Genomic DNA, 18,852 nt, shown 5'->3' with positions numbered 1-18,852 from the left:
TAGGAAAGCGGGGCTCGTCCCCGCTTTTTTTGCTTTCAGGCCGCTGTTTCACATAACGCCCAAGGCGTGAACCAATCGAAGGCCAGGACGATGCCGGACCGCACCACCCATTCCATTGCCCACTTCACCGCAGCTTTCGCGCTCGGTGGGCTGGAGGGACCGTTGCCGGCCGGCGACTACGACATCGATCATGACGAAGAGCTGATCGAGGGCATGTCGCGTATTGCCTGGCGCCGCGTCGCCACCTTCATTCACCTGCCGGCAAGGGCGGTGAAGAACCCGACCACCAGCCAGCTTGTCGCCATCGACCACCTCGAACTCGAAACCGCGCTGAAGCGCGACCGGGAGAATGCAGCATGATCCGTTTCCAACAGAATGCGCGTCCGCGCACCGACACGCCCTCGCACCTTTTCGCCATTGGCCAGACGGTGCGCATGAAGAGCCGCACCGGCCTCGTCCAGAAGACGGCGGAACTGTTCGAGATCAAGAGCAGGCTGCCGGTCAAGGACGGTTCGCCGCAATACCGCATCCGCAGTGCGCAGGAGACCTACGAACGGGTCACCACGGAAGACAATCTCGAACCGGCCGACAATCCGGTTGTCACCGACAAGCCGGTCGTCTGAGATCCCCGAAAAGCCAGCCAACACGCACAAGGAGCAGTCCATGTCCAAGGGTCAACAGCGAAGCAATCGCGAAGCACGCAAGCCGAAGAAGGACAAGGTCGTGGCCAAGCCCGCCTCTCCGTTCGGCTCATCGGTCAAGCAGGCGGAAAGCGGCCTGAAGCCAAAGTCCAAGGGCTGACAGCCCTTGGGGGCGCTTCGCATGCGCCCCATCGGCCCCGCTGTGAGCAGGCGTTGAACTGACGCAACAGGTCCACGCAATGCTCTGCTACGGAGGCTTGCTTGAATTTCGTCATCGAATTCTATCGGTCGCGCGACGCCGAGGAAGCAACACTCGACAAGGTGTCGCTGGAAGCGCCGACCCTGCGCGCCGCCCTGCAGGGCGCCACCGCACTCTTGCATACGCTCGCAATGCCGCAAATCCCCGACCGCCTGCGCATCTCCGATGAGCATGGCAGCGAGCTTTATGCCGGGCCTGCCGATGGGGCTTATCCCGCTTAAGCAAACCGTAGTCGGATATCATTCCGGCGCAACCGCAAGCGTCTCGCAACGTTGGCCCTGCACACTCGCACGCAGGAGCCCGCCCGATGTCCCTCACTGCCTTTGCCATCAACTGTTCGCTCAAAGCTTCCGGCGACAAGGCAAAATCCTCCACCGACAAGATCATCACCGATCTGCTCTCCGCGCTCAAACCGCATGGCGTGAAGGGCGAGGTCGTGCGCGCGCTTGATCACGACATCAAGCCCGGCGTGCTCTCCGACATGGGCAAGGGCGACGGCTGGCCGAAGCTGCGCGAAAAGATCGTCGCCGCCGATATCTTCATCCTCGGTCTGCCGATCTGGATGGGGCAGCCCTCCAGCGTTGCCAAGCGCGTCATGGAACGCATGGACGCCTTTCTCGAGGAAACCGATAACAGGGGCCGCATGCCGGCCGCCGGCAAAGTGGCACTGGTGGCGATCGTCGGTAACGAGGATGGCGCGCATCACTGCCATGCCGAATGCTTTCAAGCGCTCAACGATGTCGGCTTCACAATTCCGGCCAATGGCGGCGTCTACTGGGTCGGCGAGGCGATGGGCGACGTCAACTATGTCGATCTGCCGAAGACCCCCGAAAAGGTCGCCGGCATGATCGAGATGGCCGCGTCAAATGCCGCCCATCTGGCCGCCCTGCTGAAGGCCAAGGCCTATACTGGCGTGGCCAAGTAGCGCCCTCTCAGCACGGCCCATCGCCGACGATGCGGTAGTCCGCGGCGCGGGCTTCGCAGGCGTTGGGGAAGCTGCGCATCTCGCCATGGCGGCGGCCGCAGACGGGCGCGTATTCGCGGGTGCAGAACGTCTGCTCTTCGCCGCTACCGCCACCACCGCCGTCACCGCGGCAGGGGCCGTCGCGCACGATGCGGTAGCCTGCGCGGTCGGCAAGGCAGGCATTGGCGAAGGTCTGGCGGTCGCCGCCGCGCCGGGCACAGACCGGCTCGTATTGCTTGGTGCAGAATTCGGGACGCGGCGGACGCGGGCGCTGTCCCGGCCCGTCATCGACGACGACAGTGCAGGCGGCCAGAAGCGCCGACAGGCACAGCACGGCAAACCCTTGCCGCGAGAAGCCAAAACCTTGCCGCGAAAAAATTGACGCCAGGAATTTCATGCTGATCTTTCCCTCGATCCCATCCCTGATCGCGATCCTCGCCATTCCCCTGTCAAATGCAACCCCTGTTTGCAACCTCACGCCGGGGGCAGCGTCTGGAACCGGGGCGATCGGCAGCGGCTGTCATTAGCCGCCTCTGGCCCATCCGTGACCGTGGCTGTGGGCCGATGACCCGATCCACAACCGAGCCTATTTGCGGCCGGTCGACGCTCAGATCGGTCGATTCTTGCGTCGGGATGCGCCCAGTGCGGCGGCCCGCGGCGCTATCTTGCAACCTTCACGTTTCCGTGCGATAAATTCCGTGTTCGGGCATTTGCGACCCGGAGAGCGGAACGTTTTGGACGACCTTTCCCCGATACTGTGAATCTCTGACGGCCCCGTTTTCGGCGGGGGGTTTGACCATGCGCCAATGCATGACTGCCGAAGCAACCACCGGGAACTGCCCTCGACGCCAGGTGGCGGGCAGGACCACCAAAGACTGAACGGGTGAAGGAGTTTCCCCAATGGCCCAGACCGGCACCGTTAAATTCTTCAACGCGACCAAAGGCTTCGGTTTCATCACGCCCGACGGCGGCGCCAAGGATGTGTTCGTCCATATTTCCGCGATCGAGGCATCGGGCCTGCGCACGCTCGTCGACGGCCAGAAGGTCACCTTCGACGTCGAGCCGGACCGCATGGGCAAGGGCCCGAAGGCGGTCAACCTCCGCGCCGCCTGAACCATCGGCGCGCCGCCCGTCCCAGACGGCAGGCGAACGAGAGTCCGGAGCTTGCCCAGCCTCTGGGCACGCTGACAGATTTTTCAAAAGGCGCGGCGATTTTCGTCGCGCCTTTTTCATGTCCTCTGCAAAGCAGAAATGCATGTCGCCCGGAAGTGGATCCGGTTTTGGGTCAACGACATGCATCATAACAAGGGCTTATGGCGTGACGTGCTTTAAGTGCCCGTAAAACTTTCTCTTGCCGATGGCGCTAAAATAAAGGACAAATTTCCTCTCGGGCATTTGCCGGCCCGAGACTGGAGTTTATGGGATCAAAGGAGCTTCCCATGCCGCAGACCGGCACCGTCAAATTCTTCAACCATGCCAAAGGCTTCGGCTTCATCACGCCGGACGATGGCGCGAAGGATGTCTTCGTCCATATTTCGGCCGTGCAGGCGTCGGGTCTTCCCGGTCTCGAAGATGGGCAGAAAGTGACATTCGACACCGAGCCGGACAAGCGCGGCAAGGGACCCAAGGCCGTCAACCTGTCTGTCGGCTGAGCCGGCTTCATGCTGCCGGCCCGAGCAGGGCAGCCCAGCTCATTTCGAGCCTGGTTTTTGTCGCCTCTCTTGGATCGGCAGGTCGAAATCCGTTCAGCCTCCGTTCAGACACGGTCGCATATTAGTCTTGGGTAAAGCCGGACCGCATCCCCTGCAAAACTGCACGGCCCGGTACGAAGGAGACCAAGATGAACAGAATTTTCAAGACAGCCGTGCTGTCCGCCGCCGTGGCGGCCACCATGCTGGTGGCCTTGCCCGCGGCCAACGCCGATGAATGGCGCCATCACCGCCACCACGGCAACGGCGATGCCATTGCCGCCGGCGTGCTTGGCCTTGCCGCTGGCGCCCTGATCGGTGGCGCGCTGGCCAATGACCAGCCACCGCCTGACTCTTACAGCTACTACGATGACGGTTACTACGATCGTGACGTGCGGGTCCGCCCGGCCCCGGTCCGCCGCTACTATGCGGAGCCGCAGGTGGTCTACGCCGATCGCTACGCCGAACCGTGGACGCGTGGCTGGTACGAGTATTGCTCGGACCGCTACCGCACCTTCAACTCCCGCACCGGCACGTTCACCGGCAATGACGGCGAACAGCATTTCTGCACCGCAAACTGAGTGCATGTCGCCCAAAAGTGCGCAGCGGTTTTGGGATAACGGCTTGCACCAAACAAAATTCCAAAGCGCGAAAGCGCTTTAGGGCTTCCCTGCCCCAGACAAAAAAGCGCTGACCGCATGGCCAGCGCTTTTTGTTGTTCTTCTTCGACCGTTTCGAAGGATCGCGCTACACCAAGCCAGGAATTTAGACCAGAAACGGATTGGTCCTGCGCTCCTCGCCAAAACGGCCGCCAGGACCATGGCCGCAGATGAAGCCGATGTCGTCGCCCAGCGGCAACAGCTTGTCCTTGATCGAAGCGATCAGCGTTGCATGGTCGCCGCCCGGCAGGTCGGTGCGGCCGACCGAGCCGCGGAACAGCACGTCGCCGACATGGGCGAACTTCGCCGCGCGGTTGTAGTAGACGACGTGGCCCGGCGCGTGACCGGGGCAATGCAGCACCTCGAACACGTGGCCGCCGAACGACACCGTCTCGCCCTCGGTGAGGAACCGGTCGGGCAGGCAATTGCGCGAGCCGGCAATGCCGTAGCGCGTGCCCTGGTTCTCCAGATTGTCGAGCAGGGACTTGTCGGCTGCATGCGGGCCGATGATCTCGATGCCCAGCGCCTCCTTCAGTTCCATGGCGCCGCCGGCATGGTCGATATGGCCATGCGTGATCCAGATTGCTTCGGCCGTGATCGCATTGTCCTTCAGCACCGCCAGCACCTTGTCGATGTCGCCGCCCGGATCGACGACGACGCCGTGCTTGTCGTCCATGTCGAACAGGATGGTGCAGTTCTGCTGGAACGGTGTGACCGGCACGATGCCGGCATTGAGCTGACCCATGATTGTCCTTTCGGTGTTTACGCGGTGATGTAGAGGCGTCAGAGAAAGGCGTCCACCCCTCGAAAGGCGAACAGTCAGTCATCCCAGAAACGGAAATGGGCGGCCGAAGCCGCCCATTTGAACAAACCTGAGACCGTCAAGCCTACTTCTTCATGGCGCCCAGGACCGCGCCGATAATGCCGGTCAGGATCGCGCCACCGCCGGCGCCGCCGACGATGTTGTTGAGGTTGAGCGCGCTGCCGAGACCGCTCGTCGCCGCCGCTGCCGCTGCCGGATCGATCGTACCGTGGCCGAGCAGGCTGCCGAGGATCGCCGCGCCGCCGACGCCGCCAATGGCGCCGCCCAGGATTTTGGGAAGCTGCCCCAGTGCCGCCGTCTTGATCGCTGCACCGACCGCCTGACCACCGATGATGCCTGTAATGATCTGAATGATGATCGGAAGAAGCGTGTTCATGTCCATATGATTAGTCCCTCCATAGCTGCCAGCCTCCCGGGCCGACACCATCATGAGACGCCGAATTGGAGGAAAGTCAAATGCAGAAACGCTGAAATAAAAGGGGCGGCTCGAAAACCGCCCCTGCTTGCGCGAAAAGCTGTGACTATCGTTATTCTGCGGCGATCGCGTGCTTCGGCTGAACCGCGGCAGAATAGTCGTTCATAAGGTTCTTGGCGATTTCGCCGACCTCGAATCGGTAAGGACCGATCTCCGAAACCGGCGTTACTTCCGCCGCCGTCCCGGTCAGGAAGCATTGTTCGAAGCCTTCGAGTTCTTCCGGCAGGATGGCCCGTTCGATGACTTCCAGGCCGCGATCCCTGGCCAGCCCAATGACCGTGCGGCGGGTGATGCCATCGAGGAAGCAGTCGGGCTTGGGCGTATGGATCTTGCCGTCCTTGACGAAGAAGATGTTGGCGCCGGTTGCTTCGGCGACCTGGCCGCGCCAGTCGAGCATCATGGCGTCGGCATAGCCTTTGGCTTCGGCGGCATGCTTGGACATGGTGCAGATCATGTAGAGGCCCGCCGCCTTCGATTTGGAGGGCGCCGTGCGCGGGTCGGGCCGGCGCCATTCCGCCATGTCGAGGCGAATGCCCTTCAGCTTCTGCGCCGGATCGAAATAGCTTGGCCACTGCCAGATGGCGATGGCGCAGTTGATGCGGTTGTTCTGCGCCGAAACGCCCATCTGCTCGCTGCCGCGCCAGGCGATCGGCCTGACATAGGCATCCTGGAAGCCCTGCTTCTTCAACAGCGTGGTCGAGGCGTCGTTGAGCTCGGCGACCGAATAGGGAATCTTGAAGCCGAGCAGGCGCGCCGATTCATGCAGGCGCTCGGTGTGCTCGTTGAGCTTGAAGATCTCGCCGCCATAGGCGCGCTCGCCCTCGAAGACCGCGCTGGCGTAGTGCAGACCGTGGGTCAGCACATGGATCTTGGCGTCGCCCCACGGAACGAACTCGCCATTCATCCAGATGAAACCGTCCAGCTGATCGAAGGGAACGGATGCCATGGTAACCTCCCGCGGGCAGCCGCCCGCATATCTTAGTGTCGTTGCGTGTTCTTTTTGGCCGCGTCATGCGATTGGAGACGCCGGCCGATGTCTCGAAGCGTAGGCGGAGAATCGCGCTCTGGCAAACTCAGGAAGTTCCGGAAAAACCGGCCTGCCTTGCCTTTTCGTTCGCAATCCGCCCAAAAGCTTGTCAAAAATTACCATTGCAGGGAAATTACGTCAATAGTACTGACATAATCTCCCGTTCCCATGGAGAAATGATGACGGATCGAAGCCCAGCTGCCGGAAAACCGATCAGGACCGCGATGTCAGTCGAGGACGGCATCGACTTTGCCATCATCGAACTGTTCTTCTTCGCCTATCGCGACTTCACCTCCGATCCCGATCAGATCCTGGCCGACTACGGTTTCGGCCGCGCCCACCACCGGGTGCTGCATTTCGTCAACCGCCGGCCCGGCCTGACGGTTGCCGAACTGCTGGACGTGCTGAAGATCACCAAGCAAAGCCTGGCGCGCGTGCTCAAGCAGCTGATCGACACCGATCATGTCGTGCAATTGCAAGGCCCGCGTGACCGCCGCCAGCGCGAACTCTATCCGACGGCGAAGGGCCGTGCGCTGGCGCTGGCCCTGGCGCGGCCACAGTCGCGCCGCATCCGTGCTGCATTGGAAGATTCCGGCGCCACCGAACGGACCTTGGTGGAACGCTTCCTCGAAGCGATGGTCAATCCGGAACTGAGAGCTCAGATCGACGTTGGGTCCGCAAAAATGTCAGGGAAAAGCCATGGAGAGCACTGAGAGGGTCGATCAGGCGGTCGCACCGGACGACGACGCGCCGCATCTGCTTGTGGTCGACGACGACACCCGCATCCGCAATCTTCTCAAGCAGTATCTGACCGAGAACGGCTTTCGCGTCACCGTCGCCGGCAATGCCGGCGAAGCCAGGCGCAAGCTTGCCGGCCTCGATTTCGACCTGCTTGTGCTCGACGTGATGATGCCGGGCGAAACTGGCGTCGACCTTACCAAATCACTGCGGGCCGAAAAGAACGTGCCGATCCTGATGCTGACAGCACTTTCGGAAACCGACAGCCGCATCTCCGGGCTCGAGGCTGGCGCCGACGACTATTTGCCAAAACCCTTCGACCCGCGCGAACTGATCCTGCGCATCAACAACATCCTGCGCCGTGGCGGCCCGGCGACGACGCCAAAGGTCGAACAGCTGGTCTTCGGCCCCTACACGTTCCAGATCGCCAGGCGCGAATTGAAGCGCGGCGGCGAGGCACTGAAGCTGACCGACCGCGAGCAGGAAATCCTGGCGATCTTTGCCGCACGCGCCGGCGAGACCATCCCGCGCCACGAACTGGTCGGCGACGATTCGGAGGTCGGCGAGCGCACCATCGACGTCCAGATCAACCGGCTGCGCCGCAAGATCGAGCGCGATCCGTCCAACCCGGTCTGGCTGCAGACCGTGCGCGGTATTGGGTATCGGCTCAGTGTAGAATAGAATACCGGCCGCGGCTCGATTGGCCGTGGGCGAAATGAAAAGAGCCAATGGCGACGACGGAACTGGAAGGGCCGGGACCTGACGGCTTGAGCGCACGCGCCATGCGAACGCTCAAGGCGGTGCCGCGCATCTGGAACCGGTTCTGGCGCCTCGTTTCGCTTTACATGCCCAAGCGCCTTTATGCGCGCTCGCTAATCATCGTCATCGCACCGATGATCCTTTTGCAATCGGTCGTCGCCTTCGTGTTCATGGAGCGCCATTGGGCAACGGTCACGCAGCGCCTGTCGCAGGCCACCGTGCGCGACATCGCCGCCATCATCGACCTGATCGAGACCTACCCGCACGACGCCGACTACGCCAACATCATCCGCATCGCCCAGGACCGCATGCAGCTGAAGGTCGATCTGCTGCCGCCGGATCCCCTGCCGCCGCCCGGTCCAAAACCGTTCTTCTCGATCCTCGACGACGTTCTCTCGGCCGAGATCACCCGCCAGATCAACCGGCCGTTCTGGATCGACACGGTCGGCAATTCCAACATCGTCGAGGTGCGCGTCCAGCTCGAGAACAAGGTGCTGCGCGTCTTCGTGCGCCGCAGCCAGGCCTATGCCTCGAACACCCACATCTTCCTGATCTGGATGGTCGGCACCTCGCTGGTGCTCCTGATGATCGCCATCCCCTTCCTGCGCAACCAGATCCGGCCGATCCTGACGCTCGCCGAGGCCGCCGAAAGCTTCGGCAAGGGCCGGCCGATGCCGCGCGATTTTCGCCCGCGCGGCGCCGAGGAGGTTCGCCGCGCCGGCTTTGCCTTCATCCAGATGCGCGAGCGCATCGAGCGCCAGATCGACCAGCGTACCGCCATGCTGACCGGCGTCAGCCATGACCTCAGGACCATCCTCACCCGCTTCAAGCTGCAGCTGGCGCTGGCCGGCGGCAAGGCCGAGACCAAGGCGGCCCTCAACCAGGATATCGATGACATGCAATCGATGCTGGAAGGCTATCTCGCCTTCGCCCGTGGCGAAGCCTCGGAGGACCCGGGACGCTTCGATCTCGAAGCCTATTTCCAGAAGCTCGGCGACGAAGCCGCCTTGCGCAAATGCAAGCTGTCGACGACGCTTTCCGGCGATCCGACCGTGCATGTCAGGCCGAACGCCTTCGCCCGACTGTTGTCCAATGTCATCGGCAACGCCTTCCGTTATGCCAAGACGGTGGAGGTCAGCGCCAACCACGGCCGTGGCTCGCTTGTGGTCACCGTCGACGATAACGGTCCCGGCATCCCGGTCGACAGGCGCGAGGACGTGTTCAAGCCCTTCGTGCGGCTCGACGAGGCCCGCAACCTCGATGCCAGCGGCACCGGACTCGGCCTGTCGATTGCCCGCGACATCGCCCGCAGCCATGGCGGCGACATCACCCTCGACGACAGCCCGCTCGGCGGCCTGCGCGCGGTGATCAAGGTTCCGGCTTAGGCAAGCCCAAGTATCAAGCCCAAATACCAAGCCAAGTATCAAGCTTCATCCGCTCGTCATGAAATCATGGTGAAGAGCGCGCATGAAACGCGCGACATCACTTGATTCGGCCCTGCCGCACCATTTCGACCCCGTGCCCACCCGGGTGCGCTGGAGCGAAGCGAGGGCAGCCGGCTGGTCGCCGTTCCGGCATCGTCTCAAGGCAACCGTCGACCTTTCCAGCAAAGGGCCGCCATGCGCATATTGATGGTCACCGACGCCTGGCGCCCGCAGGTCAACGGCGTCGTCCACACGCTGGAGCGGCTCACCGAAACGCTGAAATCCTTCGACGTGGCGGTGGATTTCCTGACGCCCAACATCTTTCGCACACTGCCCCTGCCGACCTATCCCGACATCCGCCTGGCGCTGACCACGCCCGGCCATGTCGCGCGCCTGATCGATGCCTACAAGACGGACCACGTCCACATCGTCACCGAGGGACCGCTCGGCATCATGGCGCGGCGCTATTGCCGCAATGCCGGCCGGCCGTTCACCACCAGCTATCACACGCGCTTTCCCGAATATCTCAGCGCCCGCCTGCCGGTGCCGGAAAGCTGGGCCTATCGCTGGCTGCGCGATTTCCACAATTCCGGCCAGGGCACGCTGGTTGCCACCCAGTCGCTCGCCGATGACCTTTCGGCGCGCGGCTTCAACAAGCTGAGGCCATGGACGCGCGGCGTCGACATCGACCATTTCCGGCCGGATAAGCGCAAGGACCTCGGCTTCCCCGGCCCGGTCTTCCTCTGCGTCGGCCGCGTCGCCATCGAAAAGAACCTCTCCGCCTTCCTCGACCTCGACCTGCCCGGCAGCAAGGTGATCGTCGGCGAAGGACCCGAGCTTGCCAAATTGAAGGCGAAGTATCCGCAGGCGCATTTCCTTGGCCACCGCCCCAATGACGAACTGGCGGAGATCTATGCCTCGGCCGACGTCTTCGTTTTCCCCAGTCGCACCGACACCTTCGGCAACGTCATCATCGAAGCGCTGGCCAGCGGCACGCCGGTCGCCGCCTATCCGGTGACCGGACCGATCGACATTGTCGGCGACGGTTTTGGCGGCGCGGTCTCGAACGACCTACGCGAGGCCTCCCTCGCCGCCCTCAAGGTCGACCGCGCCGAGGCGCGCGAACGCGCCATGCGCTACAGCTGGAAAGCCTGTGCAGAAATGTTTCTCGACACGGTCGAGGAAGCGCTCGGCAGGACGCGCAAGCTGGCGGCCTAAGGCCTGGCGCGCAGGATGGCGAGCCTCCCTCCTTCGTCATCCACGGGCGGAGCGTCGGCAAAGCCGGCGCGCAGACCCGAGGATCCATTCCGTGAGCTAGAAGCATCCGCTGCGGTGAAGAGTCTGCGGACCATGAATAGCCGCGAAGCCATTTATGCTGGATCAGAGGCAAGACGACTTTCTGGACCGCTCCGCTCTTCGGCCACTGTCGCGGCATGGATCCTCGGGTCTGCGCGGTCGCTCCGCGCCCGCTCCGCCCGTGGATGACGAAAGTCAGAACAGCCGCCCGCCGTCCGGCACCCTGCGCTCGATCGCGCCGAGCACCACGGCGCCCTCCTCGTCGGGAAAGCCCAGCGTCAGCACTTCGGACATGAACGGCCCGATCTGGCGGGGCGGGAAATTGACCACCGCGAACACCTGCCGGCCGACCAGCGTTTCGGGCGTATAGTATTTGGTGATCTGCGCCGACGATTTCTTGATGCCGATGTCAGGTCCGAAATCGATCTTCAGCTTGAAGGCAGGCTTGCGCGCCTCGGGAAAAGGTTCGGCCTCGATAATCGTGCCGGCGCGGATGTCGACACGATCGAAATCGGCAAAACTGATCTCGGGCTTGCGCTCTTTGCTTGCACTCATTCACGTACTGCTCAGGCGTTGCCGTAGGTCTCGAACAGCACGCCGGCCAGCGCGTCCTTGGCCGAGGTTCCCGACCAGACGACGAACTGGAACGCCTGGAAATAGCATTCGCAGGCTTCCAGCGCCGAGGACAGAAGCACCTCGACCTGCTGGCTCGACGGCTCGACCCCGCCGGCCAAAAGCAGCGACTGGCGAAACATGATCGCGCCCTCCTGCTCCCAGAGGTCGAAATGGCCGAACAGCATCTGCTCGTTGATCAGCGACAACAGCCGCATCACTTCCAGCGCGCGGGTCTCCGGCACCTTGATGTCGAAGGCGCAGGCCAGGTGCAGCGCCTCGAAATCCTCCATCCAAGAGAAGGAGACGTGATAGTCGGTCCAGCTGCCGGCGACCGAAATCGAAATTTCATCATCGCCGGCCCGTTCAAAGGACCAGTCATTGTTGTGCGCCACCTGCTCGATAACATCCACCGGATGGATTTCGCGGGAGTATTCGAGTTCGAGAAGTTCCATGGAATGCTTCCTGTCGTTCTGAGGAGCGCCGCCACACGCTCCGCGGGAGGGCACACAACGAACAATCTGATCTAGAACTCGGACGGCCAGGACTTCTCGACGCAAAGACCCCAGACCGGACCCCACCGCCCGGCCGCATGACCCTGCTCCGAATCATGCAACAAATTCAGTCTATTGATCGGGAGTCGCGTGAACAGCCCAATTTTTCGCACTGCGGCATTCGCATGTGGAAAGGCGCTGTCACAAAGATTCATGCAATGCCGTTAAGCGATTCACGGCAAAGCGATTTTCAGGATCGGACTATGTGGAAAAGTTTAACGATTATTTTTTTGCGCGGGGCTTCGCCGCCGCCGCTGGTGCGGCATCACCGGCCAGTTCGGCGAGCTTCGCCTCGAGCGCTTCGATGCGGGCGGCAAGCCTGGCATTCTCGTCCCGGGCCTTGGCGGCCATCTCGCGCGCGGCCTCGAATTCCTCGCGCTGCACCACGTCCATCGAATTGAGGATGCGCTCCGCCTGCCCCTTGAAGGCAGTCTCCACCTCGCGGCGAACGCCTTGCGCGGCACCCGCGGCATCGGTCATCAGCTTGGCGAATTCATCGAGAATGCGGTTCGGTCCGGTCGACATGGCAAATCCTCGCTTGCTTGAAATGACGTAGTGGCGCAGAGCGCGGAATGCAAGAACGTTGAGGCCTGGTGCGGGCTCTGCGTTGCTATGGCGCATGGGGATGCCATGCTTATGCGAAGCCTTCAAATCGTCCCAAGCTGTACTTAAGGACGCCAAATCGCCTACTGTGTCGTCACCACGTAGTGCTTCAGCACGCTCCAGTCAGGGTCAACCAATGGCAACGCCCCCGCGCCGACCGACAAATCCGATGGCAGCCGCCGAAGCGGCCTTCAAGCCGATCAAGAAGCCTGCAGCGCCCATTCGCGAAGCCTCGACCGCCCCGAATGTCCGCGAGCTTGTCTCGATCCGGATCGACCGGGCCGTGCTAGACCATTTCCAGGAGGATGGCCCCGGCTGGCAGGACAGGATCAACGACGCGTTGCGGCAGTTGGTGGCCGCCAAGGGTTGAGTTCAACACGCACGACGCGATGGTTCGCAGTGAGAATTCGTCCCGGCACTTGACGGCGACCACGTTGCCTTGACCCTGCCAAAACCCTGCCGCATGGTCCGCGCCCGAACGCGACCGCAACCGAGAGCTCCCCGTTGAACGAATATTTCCTGCTGCCGCTGGCCTCGTTGCCCTTCCCCAACATCAACCCGATCCTCATCCAGATCGGGCCGCTGGCGGTGCACTGGTACGGCGTCGGCTATATCGTCGGTATCCTGTTTGCCTGGTGGTATGCCAAGCGTCTCGCCGCCAACCCGAAACTGTGGCCCGACGGCATCTTGCCGATGAAACCGGAGGACCTCGACGATTTCATCGTCTGGGCGGCGATCGGCGTCGTGCTCGGCGGCCGCACCGGCTATGTGCTGTTCTACGATTTGGCACGCTACATCGCCCATCCGCTCGACATCTTCGCGGTCTGGCAAGGCGGCATGTCGTTTCATGGCGGCCTGCTCGGCGTCATCCTGGCCATGACGCTGTTTTCCATCAAGCGCGGCATCCGCACCTGGTCGCTGTTCGATGTCGTGGCCGCCGGCGTGCCGGTTGGGCTAGGCCTGGTGCGCGTCGCCAACTTCATCAATTCCGAGCTCTGGGGCCGGCCGACCGACGTGCCGTGGGGAATAGAATTCCCCAATGGCGGACCGTTCACCCGCCATCCCAGCCAACTTTACGAAGCATTCCTCGAAGGCATCGTGCTGTTTATCGTGCTGCGCATCCTCACCCATTCGCGTCTCAAGCTGAAGACGCCGCGCTTCGTCGGCGGCGCCTTCATCTGCGGCTACGGCCTGTCGCGCATCTTTGTCGAGTTCTTCCGCGAGCCCGACCAGCAACTCGGCTACCTCCTCGGCACCAACTGGCTGACCATGGGCATGATCCTGTCGACGCCGATGGTGCTGGCCGGCATCTGGGCGATGGTGACCGCCAAGCCGGTGACGCAAGCGCAGCCGCAGGCGACATGACGCGGCTGAAGACCCGCATCGTCGACCTGATCGAGGCGCTCGGCCCCCTTCCCGTCAACGAATACATGGCGATGTGCCTGTTCGACCCCGCGGACGGCTACTACACGACGCGCGAGCCGTTCGGCGCCGCCGGCGATTTCGTCACCGCGCCGGAGATCAGCCAGATGTTCGGCGAACTCGTCGCCGTCTGGCTCTACCAGGCGTGGCTGGCGACGGGCAAACCGATGCCGGTCACCATCGCCGAGATCGGCCCGGGCCGTGGCACGCTGATGAAGGACATGCTGCGCACGCTGTCGCGGCTCGATCCTGATCTGACCAACGGCGCTGCCTTCGCCATGATCGAGACCAGTCCGCGCCTGACCGAGGTCCAAAAACAGACTCTTGGCGCGACACCTTTCGCGGTTCGCTGGCACGAGACCATCGAGACCCTGCAGGGTCAGCCACTGCTCATCGTCGGCAACGAATTGTTCGACGCCGTGCCGATCCGCCAGTTCGTCCGCGCCGGCACAGGCTGGCGCGAGCGCATGGTCGGCCTCGACGACGAGGACGCCCTGTCTTTCTTCGCCGGCGCCGGCTCGGTCGACCCGACGCTATTGCCCGTTAACGCGGCTGAAGCGCCGCAAGGCGCGATCGTCGAGGTCGCGCCCGCCCGCACCGCCCTGATGGCGGCCATTGCCGAGCGTATGGCCCGCCATGGCGGCGCCGGCCTGTTCCTCGACTATGGCCATCTGCAACCGGGTGTCGGCGACACTCTGCAGGCCTTGCGCCGGCACAATCACGAAGATGTGCTGGCCAATCCCGGCGAAGCTGACCTCACCTCGCATGTCGATTTCGCCGCCCTTGCCGCAACCGTGCGCGCGCATGGTCTCGACGCCCATCTGTCGACGCAAGGCGATTTCCTGCTCGGCATGGGCATTCTCGAGCGCGCCGGCAGGCTTGGCGCCGATGCCGGCCAGGCGGCCCGCGACAAGATCACCGGCGATGTCGAGCGTCTAGCCGGCCCGCAGGCCATGGGCGAACTGTTCAAGGCGCTTGCCGTCCTGCCGCGCGGTGTGACCATCCGGCCGTTTGCCACGGCGGATTGACTTTTCACCGCTGCCCCTCCCAATCTCCCGTCCGGTAAAAGAGCGGCCCGGCCGCCGGCCGCTTTTTCTTGACGAAACCGCCCACACGGACAACAACGCCCGCATGCTGAATCAGACCAAACCGGATCCCGTTCGGTCGCCGCTGCTGGACAAGGCGCAGGCACAAGGCATCCGCCACGGCTATTTCACCCGCACCGGCGGCGTCTCGACCGGCATCTACCAGGGCCTCAACATCGGCGCCGGATCGGATGACGACAAGGCGCTGGTGGCCGAGAACCGCGCCCGTGTCGCCGCCTGGATGGGCGTGCCGGCGAGCCATCTGTTGACCGCCTGGCAGATCCATTCCCCCGACGTCATTGTCGCCAGGGAACCCTTTGCCGGCGAACGCCCGAAGGCCGATGCCATCGTCACCGACCGGCCGGGGATCGCCATCGGCGCCTCGACCGCCGACTGCGGCCCGGTGCTGTTCGCGGATGCCGGGGCGCGCATCATCGGCGCGGCGCACGCCGGCTGGAAAGGCGCTTTTACGGGCGTGCTGGAAAACACCATTGCCGCCATGGAAAGCCTGGGTGCCCGGCGCGAAAACATCGTTGCCGTGCTCGGCCCTTCGATCGGACCCGACAATTACGAGGTCGGGCCTGAATTCGTCGCCCGCTTCGTCGAGGCCGATGCCGAAAATATCGGCTACTTCGCGCCCTCCGCCACATCAGGTCATGCCATGTTCGACCTCGCCAGCTACACGGTCGACCGGCTGGCCAGGGCCGGGGTGACCGCCGAGGGCCTCGGCCGCTGCACCTATGCCGAGGAAGATCTGTTTTACTCCTACCGGCGCACCACGCACCGTGGGGAATCCGATTACGGCCGGCAGGTTTCGGCCATCGTTTTGGAGAATGAATAATGGCGCTGCATTTTGAACGATCGGAATTTGACGCGCGGCGTGACCGGCTGATGATCGAGATGGCCGAGAAGAAGCTCGACGCCATCCTGCTGTTCGCGCAGGAAAGCATGTACTGGCTGACCGGCTACGACACGTTCGGCTTCTGCTTCTTCCAGTGCCTGGTGGTGAAGGCCGACGGCTCGATGGTGCTTTTGACCCGCTCGGCCGACCTGCGCCAGGCTCGTCACACCTCGATCATCGACGACATCGTGCTGTGGACTGATCGCAACGGCGCCAACCCGGCGGTCGACCTGCGCAATCTGCTCAACGATCTCAACCTGCTCGGCGCCCGCATCGGCGTCGAATACGACACGCACGGCCTGACCGCCTATAATGGCCGCCGGCTGGACGAGCAGTTGCAGACCTTCGGCCAGATCGCCGACGCGTCCGGCATCGTCGGCCGGCTGCGCCTGTTCAAGAGCCCGGCCGAGATCGCCAAAGCCGAGAAGGCCGCGAACCTCTCCGACGATGCACTGGACGCGGCACTGCCGCTGATCAAGCAGGGCGGCGACGAAGCGCTGATCCTGGCCGCCATGCAGGGCGCTGTCTTTGCCGGCGGCGGCGACTATCCGGCCAATGAGTTCATCATCGGCTCCGGCGTCGACGCCCTGCTCTGCCGCTACAAGGCCGGGCGCCGCAAGCTCACCAAGAACGACCAGCTGACGCTCGAATGGGCCGGTGTCTTCCATCATTACCACGCGCCGATGATGCGCACCGTGCTGACCGGCAAGGTGTCGAAGCGCCATCAGGAACTGTTCGACGCCGCGCGTGCCGCCCTTCTCGCGGTGGAAAAGGCGATGACGCCGGGCAACAGCTTCGGCGATGTCTTCGATGCGCATGCCCGCACCATGGAGGCGCACGGCCTGACCAAGCACCGGCTGAACGCCTGCGGCTATTCGGTCGGCGCCCGCTTCACGCCGTCCTGGATGGATATGCCGATGTTCTACCAGGGCAACCCCGAGCCGATCGCGCCGCATATGACGCTGTTCGCCCACATGATCATCATGGATTCCGAGACCGAGACGGCAATGACGCTTGGCCGCACCTACCTGACCACCGAATCCCAGCCGAAGCCGCTCTCCCGCCATGATCTCGACTTGATCGTACAGTGAATCCATAATGGGAGGCGTTCTTCGCCAAGGAGTTAGAAGGCAAATGAGACGATCGCATATGACGACCGTGTCATTGCTTGTGGCATTGGCTCTTGCCTCCTGCACCAACGCAAAGGACGTTCTCGAACCTTCCGCCATCACGCCGCCGGCAGCGCAAGGCAGCACTGCGGCCACCGCTGCCGCCACGTCACCAGCCGCGCCTGCCACCGCCACGGGCGTTCCTGCAACGACCACCGGCGCGGCCGCAACCACCACCCCGCCGCTCACTTCAGCCCAGGCTGCTGCCATCCTGTCGAAGACCCGGCTGCAGATCGCGCCGATCGTCGGCGCTTCGGTGGAGGCCGCCACACCGCTGACGGCGGAATTGCAGACGCGCGCCAAACAGCGTGGAATTACGCTTGCCGGCAGCGCCGACCAGACCGCGACCCATGTGCTGAAGGGCTATTTCTCGGCGATTTCGGAAGGCAAGGACACCACCGTCATCTATGTCTGGGATGTCTACGACCCGGCCGGCAATCGCCTGCACCGCATCAACGGCCAGATGAAGGCAGCTTCCACCAATTCCGGCGCCGACAGCTGGAAGGCGGTCTCGCCGGCCACCATGCAGGCGATCGCCGACCAGACCATCGACCAGTTCGCGGCGTTTCTTGGCGGCAAGGCGGGCTAGCAAGGCGTGCTGAAGTGTTGCCTCTCGGCGATGGCACGAACCTTTCTTGAGTTTAGCCGGCGGATTCCCGATCTCGGCGCTTGCAATACCGGCGCGGGCCGCTAAAAGCCCGGTTAAAAGGTGCGGGAGAGTCTGTCAGGCCTTCCCATCCTCCACCAGGAACGGTGCATGAAACTCTTCGCGGGCAATTCCAACAGGGTGCTGGCCGAAGCGGTCGCCCGCTATCTCAACATCCCGCTGGGCAAGGCCAGTGTCAGGCGCTTCGCCGACCAGGAAATCTTCGTCGAAATCCAGGAAAACGTTCGCGGCGAGGATGTCTTCATCCTCCAGTCGACCTCATTCCCGACCAACGATCACCTGATGGAACTGCTCATCATGATCGACGCTTTCATGCGCTCCTCGGCCAAGCGCATCACGGCGGTGATTCCCTATTTCGGCTATGCAAGGCAGGATCGCCGGGCGTCGGGCCGCACGCCGATCTCGGCCAAGCTGGTCGCCAACATGATCACCCGCGCCGGCGTCGACCGGGTTCTGACGCTCGACCTCCATGCCGGCCAGATCCAGGGTTTCTTCGACATCCCGACCGACAATCTGTTTTCGGTGCCGGTGATGGCCCGCGACGTGAAGGCGAAATACAAGCAGCTCGGCAATGTCGTGGTGGTCTCGCCCGACATTGGCGGCGTGGTGCGGGCGCGTGCGCTGGCCAAGCGCTTCGATGCGCAACTCGCCATCGTCGACAAGCGCCGTGAGCGCCCAGGCGAATCGGAAGTCATGAACATCATCGGCGCGGTCGCCGGCAAGGATTGCCTGCTGATCGACGACATCGTCGATTCCGGCGGCACGCTGTGCAACGCCGCCGATGCGCTCTTGGCCAACGGCGCCACCAGTGTCACCGCCTATATCACCCATGGTGTGCTGTCGGGCGGCGCTGTCGCCCGCATCAGCGGCTCGAAGCTGCAGGAGCTGGTGATCACCGATTCCATCCAGCCGACGCAAGGCGTGCTCGACGCACCCAACATCCGCGTCATCTCGATCGCCGACCTGATGGGCGAAGCGATATCGCGCACGGCGACCGAGGAATCGGTGTCGAGCCTGTTCGACTAGAGCAATTCCAGGAAAAGTGTGACGCGGTTTTCCCGGGAAAAGCGCGCAGCGCTTTCCCTT

General features: G+C 63.2%; 26 protein-coding genes. 19 read left to right on the top strand and 7 right to left on the bottom strand.

Annotation, left to right across the window (positions count from 1 at the left end):
- Positions 1 to 90 precede the first annotated feature (90 nt).
- The 5 genes from DBIPINDM_RS26420 (at position 91) to DBIPINDM_RS26400 (ending at position 1,825) form a co-directional block, all read left to right on the top strand.
- Entirely contained in the window at positions 91 to 360 is a 270-nt protein-coding gene (locus DBIPINDM_RS26420; RefSeq protein ID WP_027044083.1) for a hypothetical protein, read from the top strand.
- The gene (locus tag DBIPINDM_RS26415) at positions 357 to 623 is read left to right on the top strand and encodes a hypothetical protein (RefSeq protein ID WP_258581944.1); all 267 of its coding nucleotides are present in this window, start codon (positions 357 to 359) and stop codon (positions 621 to 623) included. The genes DBIPINDM_RS26420 and DBIPINDM_RS26415 overlap by 4 nt, the downstream gene beginning before the upstream one ends.
- Before the next feature lie 40 nt (positions 624 to 663).
- Positions 664 to 801: a hypothetical protein gene (locus tag DBIPINDM_RS26410; RefSeq protein WP_179298059.1), complete on the top strand. Its 138-nt coding sequence runs from the start codon at positions 664 to 666 to the stop codon at positions 799 to 801.
- A 101-nt stretch (positions 802 to 902) separates the two neighbouring features.
- The gene (locus DBIPINDM_RS26405) at positions 903 to 1,121 is read left to right on the top strand and encodes a hypothetical protein (protein WP_172225382.1); all 219 of its coding nucleotides are present in this window, start codon (positions 903 to 905) and stop codon (positions 1,119 to 1,121) included.
- 86 nt (positions 1,122 to 1,207) lie between these two features.
- Complete coding sequence (locus DBIPINDM_RS26400) at positions 1,208 to 1,825, top strand: flavodoxin family protein (protein ID WP_258581943.1); 618 nt, start codon at positions 1,208 to 1,210, stop codon at positions 1,823 to 1,825.
- Positions 1,826 to 1,832: 7 nt separating this feature from the next.
- Here the strand turns inward: DBIPINDM_RS26400 and DBIPINDM_RS26395 are convergent, their stop codons facing one another.
- A complete protein-coding gene (locus DBIPINDM_RS26395; protein WP_258581942.1) occupies positions 1,833 to 2,261 on the bottom strand; it encodes a Kazal-type serine protease inhibitor domain-containing protein in 429 nt (142 codons plus the stop codon).
- Positions 2,262 to 2,764: 503 nt separating this feature from the next.
- Here DBIPINDM_RS26395 and DBIPINDM_RS26390 point away from each other — a divergent pair.
- The 3 genes from DBIPINDM_RS26390 (at position 2,765) to DBIPINDM_RS26380 (ending at position 4,133) form a co-directional block, all read left to right on the top strand.
- Positions 2,765 to 2,977 (top strand): cold-shock protein, encoded by a 213-nt coding sequence (locus tag DBIPINDM_RS26390; RefSeq protein WP_006202520.1) that lies wholly within the window; start codon positions 2,765 to 2,767, stop codon positions 2,975 to 2,977.
- A 326-nt stretch (positions 2,978 to 3,303) separates the two neighbouring features.
- Positions 3,304 to 3,516 (top strand): cold-shock protein, encoded by a 213-nt coding sequence (locus tag DBIPINDM_RS26385; protein ID WP_008877668.1) that lies wholly within the window; start codon positions 3,304 to 3,306, stop codon positions 3,514 to 3,516.
- A 188-nt stretch (positions 3,517 to 3,704) separates the two neighbouring features.
- Positions 3,705 to 4,133, top strand: coding sequence for a BA14K family protein (locus DBIPINDM_RS26380; protein WP_258581941.1), 429 nt, complete (start codon positions 3,705 to 3,707; stop codon positions 4,131 to 4,133).
- Between the two features lie 184 nt (positions 4,134 to 4,317).
- Here DBIPINDM_RS26380 and DBIPINDM_RS26375 read toward each other — a convergent pair whose 3' ends face one another.
- The 3 genes from DBIPINDM_RS26375 to DBIPINDM_RS26365 form a co-directional block, all read right to left on the bottom strand.
- The gene (locus DBIPINDM_RS26375; RefSeq protein ID WP_258581940.1) at positions 4,318 to 4,956 is read right to left on the bottom strand and encodes an MBL fold metallo-hydrolase; all 639 of its coding nucleotides are present in this window, start codon (positions 4,954 to 4,956) and stop codon (positions 4,318 to 4,320) included.
- 142 nt (positions 4,957 to 5,098) lie between these two features.
- Positions 5,099 to 5,416, bottom strand: coding sequence for a hypothetical protein (locus tag DBIPINDM_RS26370; RefSeq protein WP_258581939.1), 318 nt, complete (start codon positions 5,414 to 5,416; stop codon positions 5,099 to 5,101).
- A 145-nt stretch (positions 5,417 to 5,561) separates the two neighbouring features.
- Positions 5,562 to 6,455, bottom strand: a complete 894-nt coding sequence (locus DBIPINDM_RS26365; protein WP_258581938.1) for a branched-chain amino acid aminotransferase — start codon at positions 6,453 to 6,455, stop codon at positions 5,562 to 5,564.
- Positions 6,456 to 6,715: 260 nt separating this feature from the next.
- Here DBIPINDM_RS26365 and DBIPINDM_RS26360 point away from each other — a divergent pair, with 260 nt between their 5' ends.
- From DBIPINDM_RS26360 to DBIPINDM_RS26345, 4 genes are all read left to right on the top strand, one after another.
- A complete protein-coding gene (locus DBIPINDM_RS26360) occupies positions 6,716 to 7,249 on the top strand; it encodes a MarR family winged helix-turn-helix transcriptional regulator (RefSeq protein ID WP_202358236.1) in 534 nt (177 codons plus the stop codon).
- The gene (locus tag DBIPINDM_RS26355; RefSeq protein ID WP_183462427.1) at positions 7,236 to 7,955 is read left to right on the top strand and encodes a response regulator; all 720 of its coding nucleotides are present in this window, start codon (positions 7,236 to 7,238) and stop codon (positions 7,953 to 7,955) included. The genes DBIPINDM_RS26360 and DBIPINDM_RS26355 overlap by 14 nt, the downstream gene beginning before the upstream one ends.
- A gap of 47 nt (positions 7,956 to 8,002) precedes the next feature.
- Positions 8,003 to 9,418 carry an ATP-binding protein gene (locus tag DBIPINDM_RS26350; RefSeq protein ID WP_258581937.1) on the top strand — a complete coding sequence of 472 codons (1,416 nt, stop codon included), beginning with the start codon at positions 8,003 to 8,005 and terminating at the stop codon, positions 9,416 to 9,418.
- 234 nt (positions 9,419 to 9,652) lie between these two features.
- A complete protein-coding gene (locus DBIPINDM_RS26345; RefSeq protein WP_258581936.1) occupies positions 9,653 to 10,675 on the top strand; it encodes a glycosyltransferase family 4 protein in 1,023 nt (340 codons plus the stop codon).
- A 273-nt stretch (positions 10,676 to 10,948) separates the two neighbouring features.
- On the opposite strand, the gene DBIPINDM_RS26340 is transcribed toward DBIPINDM_RS26345, so the two are convergent.
- From DBIPINDM_RS26340 to DBIPINDM_RS26330, 3 genes are all read right to left on the bottom strand, one after another.
- Positions 10,949 to 11,308, bottom strand: a complete 360-nt coding sequence (locus DBIPINDM_RS26340) for a tRNA-binding protein (protein ID WP_258581935.1) — start codon at positions 11,306 to 11,308, stop codon at positions 10,949 to 10,951.
- A gap of 11 nt (positions 11,309 to 11,319) precedes the next feature.
- Positions 11,320 to 11,820, bottom strand: coding sequence for a YbjN domain-containing protein (locus DBIPINDM_RS26335; protein ID WP_027030631.1), 501 nt, complete (start codon positions 11,818 to 11,820; stop codon positions 11,320 to 11,322).
- 321 nt (positions 11,821 to 12,141) lie between these two features.
- Entirely contained in the window at positions 12,142 to 12,444 is a 303-nt protein-coding gene (locus tag DBIPINDM_RS26330; RefSeq protein WP_027055368.1) for an accessory factor UbiK family protein, read from the bottom strand.
- Positions 12,445 to 12,658: 214 nt separating this feature from the next.
- Here DBIPINDM_RS26330 and DBIPINDM_RS26325 point away from each other — a divergent pair, with 214 nt between their 5' ends.
- The 7 genes from DBIPINDM_RS26325 (at position 12,659) to DBIPINDM_RS26295 (ending at position 18,792) form a co-directional block, all read left to right on the top strand.
- The gene (locus DBIPINDM_RS26325) at positions 12,659 to 12,892 is read left to right on the top strand and encodes a BrnA antitoxin family protein (RefSeq protein WP_258581934.1); all 234 of its coding nucleotides are present in this window, start codon (positions 12,659 to 12,661) and stop codon (positions 12,890 to 12,892) included.
- 134 nt (positions 12,893 to 13,026) lie between these two features.
- Positions 13,027 to 13,887, top strand: a complete 861-nt coding sequence (gene lgt / locus DBIPINDM_RS26320) for a prolipoprotein diacylglyceryl transferase (protein ID WP_258581933.1) — start codon at positions 13,027 to 13,029, stop codon at positions 13,885 to 13,887.
- Positions 13,884 to 14,972: a class I SAM-dependent methyltransferase gene (locus DBIPINDM_RS26315; RefSeq protein WP_258581932.1), complete on the top strand. Its 1,089-nt coding sequence runs from the start codon at positions 13,884 to 13,886 to the stop codon at positions 14,970 to 14,972. The genes lgt and DBIPINDM_RS26315 overlap by 4 nt, the downstream gene beginning before the upstream one ends.
- A 103-nt stretch (positions 14,973 to 15,075) precedes the next feature.
- Positions 15,076 to 15,870 carry a peptidoglycan editing factor PgeF gene (pgeF, locus tag DBIPINDM_RS26310; protein WP_258581931.1) on the top strand — a complete coding sequence of 265 codons (795 nt, stop codon included), beginning with the start codon at positions 15,076 to 15,078 and terminating at the stop codon, positions 15,868 to 15,870.
- On the top strand, positions 15,870 to 17,021 hold the full coding sequence (locus tag DBIPINDM_RS26305) for a M24 family metallopeptidase (RefSeq protein ID WP_258581930.1): 1,152 nt from the start codon (positions 15,870 to 15,872) through the stop codon (positions 17,019 to 17,021). Before pgeF ends, DBIPINDM_RS26305 begins: the two co-directional genes overlap by 1 nt.
- Before the next feature lie 43 nt (positions 17,022 to 17,064).
- Positions 17,065 to 17,688, top strand: coding sequence for a hypothetical protein (locus DBIPINDM_RS26300; protein WP_258581929.1), 624 nt, complete (start codon positions 17,065 to 17,067; stop codon positions 17,686 to 17,688).
- A 168-nt stretch (positions 17,689 to 17,856) separates the two neighbouring features.
- The gene (locus tag DBIPINDM_RS26295; protein WP_019860650.1) at positions 17,857 to 18,792 is read left to right on the top strand and encodes a ribose-phosphate pyrophosphokinase; all 936 of its coding nucleotides are present in this window, start codon (positions 17,857 to 17,859) and stop codon (positions 18,790 to 18,792) included.
- Positions 18,793 to 18,852: the final 60 nt, after the last annotated feature.

Origin of the sequence: Mesorhizobium sp. AR02, from assembly GCF_024746835.1 — a bacterium.
Taxonomy (GTDB): Bacteria; Pseudomonadota; Alphaproteobacteria; order Rhizobiales; family Rhizobiaceae; genus Mesorhizobium.
This window is presented reverse-complemented; position numbering and strand designations above follow the sequence as displayed.

Excerpts from the sequence above, each read along its gene's own strand:
- DBIPINDM_RS26390 (WP_006202520.1), top strand. The coding sequence starts at position 2,765 with ATGGCCCAGACCGGCACCGTTAAATTCTTCAACGCGACCAAAGGCTTC.
- DBIPINDM_RS26295 (WP_019860650.1), top strand. The coding sequence starts at position 17,857 with ATGAAACTCTTCGCGGGCAATTCCAACAGGGTGCTGGCCGAAGCGGTC.
- DBIPINDM_RS26355 (WP_183462427.1), top strand. The coding sequence starts at position 7,236 with ATGGAGAGCACTGAGAGGGTCGATCAGGCGGTCGCACCGGACGACGAC.
- DBIPINDM_RS26380 (WP_258581941.1), top strand. The coding sequence starts at position 3,705 with ATGAACAGAATTTTCAAGACAGCCGTGCTGTCCGCCGCCGTGGCGGCC.
- DBIPINDM_RS26415 (WP_258581944.1), top strand. The coding sequence starts at position 357 with ATGATCCGTTTCCAACAGAATGCGCGTCCGCGCACCGACACGCCCTCG.
- DBIPINDM_RS26315 (WP_258581932.1), top strand. The coding sequence starts at position 13,884 with ATGACGCGGCTGAAGACCCGCATCGTCGACCTGATCGAGGCGCTCGGC.
- DBIPINDM_RS26395 (WP_258581942.1), bottom strand. The coding sequence starts at position 2,261 with ATGAAATTCCTGGCGTCAATTTTTTCGCGGCAAGGTTTTGGCTTCTCG.
- DBIPINDM_RS26410 (WP_179298059.1), top strand. The coding sequence starts at position 664 with ATGTCCAAGGGTCAACAGCGAAGCAATCGCGAAGCACGCAAGCCGAAG.
- DBIPINDM_RS26305 (WP_258581930.1), top strand. The coding sequence starts at position 15,870 with ATGGCGCTGCATTTTGAACGATCGGAATTTGACGCGCGGCGTGACCGG.
- DBIPINDM_RS26340 (WP_258581935.1), bottom strand. The coding sequence starts at position 11,308 with ATGAGTGCAAGCAAAGAGCGCAAGCCCGAGATCAGTTTTGCCGATTTC.
- DBIPINDM_RS26335 (WP_027030631.1), bottom strand. The coding sequence starts at position 11,820 with ATGGAACTTCTCGAACTCGAATACTCCCGCGAAATCCATCCGGTGGAT.
- DBIPINDM_RS26385 (WP_008877668.1), top strand. The coding sequence starts at position 3,304 with ATGCCGCAGACCGGCACCGTCAAATTCTTCAACCATGCCAAAGGCTTC.
- DBIPINDM_RS26330 (WP_027055368.1), bottom strand. The coding sequence starts at position 12,444 with ATGTCGACCGGACCGAACCGCATTCTCGATGAATTCGCCAAGCTGATG.
- DBIPINDM_RS26300 (WP_258581929.1), top strand. The coding sequence starts at position 17,065 with ATGAGACGATCGCATATGACGACCGTGTCATTGCTTGTGGCATTGGCT.
- DBIPINDM_RS26365 (WP_258581938.1), bottom strand. The coding sequence starts at position 6,455 with ATGGCATCCGTTCCCTTCGATCAGCTGGACGGTTTCATCTGGATGAAT.
- DBIPINDM_RS26370 (WP_258581939.1), bottom strand. The coding sequence starts at position 5,416 with ATGGACATGAACACGCTTCTTCCGATCATCATTCAGATCATTACAGGC.
- DBIPINDM_RS26360 (WP_202358236.1), top strand. The coding sequence starts at position 6,716 with ATGACGGATCGAAGCCCAGCTGCCGGAAAACCGATCAGGACCGCGATG.
- DBIPINDM_RS26325 (WP_258581934.1), top strand. The coding sequence starts at position 12,659 with ATGGCAACGCCCCCGCGCCGACCGACAAATCCGATGGCAGCCGCCGAA.
- DBIPINDM_RS26350 (WP_258581937.1), top strand. The coding sequence starts at position 8,003 with ATGGCGACGACGGAACTGGAAGGGCCGGGACCTGACGGCTTGAGCGCA.
- DBIPINDM_RS26375 (WP_258581940.1), bottom strand. The coding sequence starts at position 4,956 with ATGGGTCAGCTCAATGCCGGCATCGTGCCGGTCACACCGTTCCAGCAG.
- DBIPINDM_RS26345 (WP_258581936.1), top strand. The coding sequence starts at position 9,653 with ATGCGCATATTGATGGTCACCGACGCCTGGCGCCCGCAGGTCAACGGC.
- DBIPINDM_RS26400 (WP_258581943.1), top strand. The coding sequence starts at position 1,208 with ATGTCCCTCACTGCCTTTGCCATCAACTGTTCGCTCAAAGCTTCCGGC.
- DBIPINDM_RS26420 (WP_027044083.1), top strand. The coding sequence starts at position 91 with ATGCCGGACCGCACCACCCATTCCATTGCCCACTTCACCGCAGCTTTC.
- pgeF (WP_258581931.1), top strand. The coding sequence starts at position 15,076 with ATGCTGAATCAGACCAAACCGGATCCCGTTCGGTCGCCGCTGCTGGAC.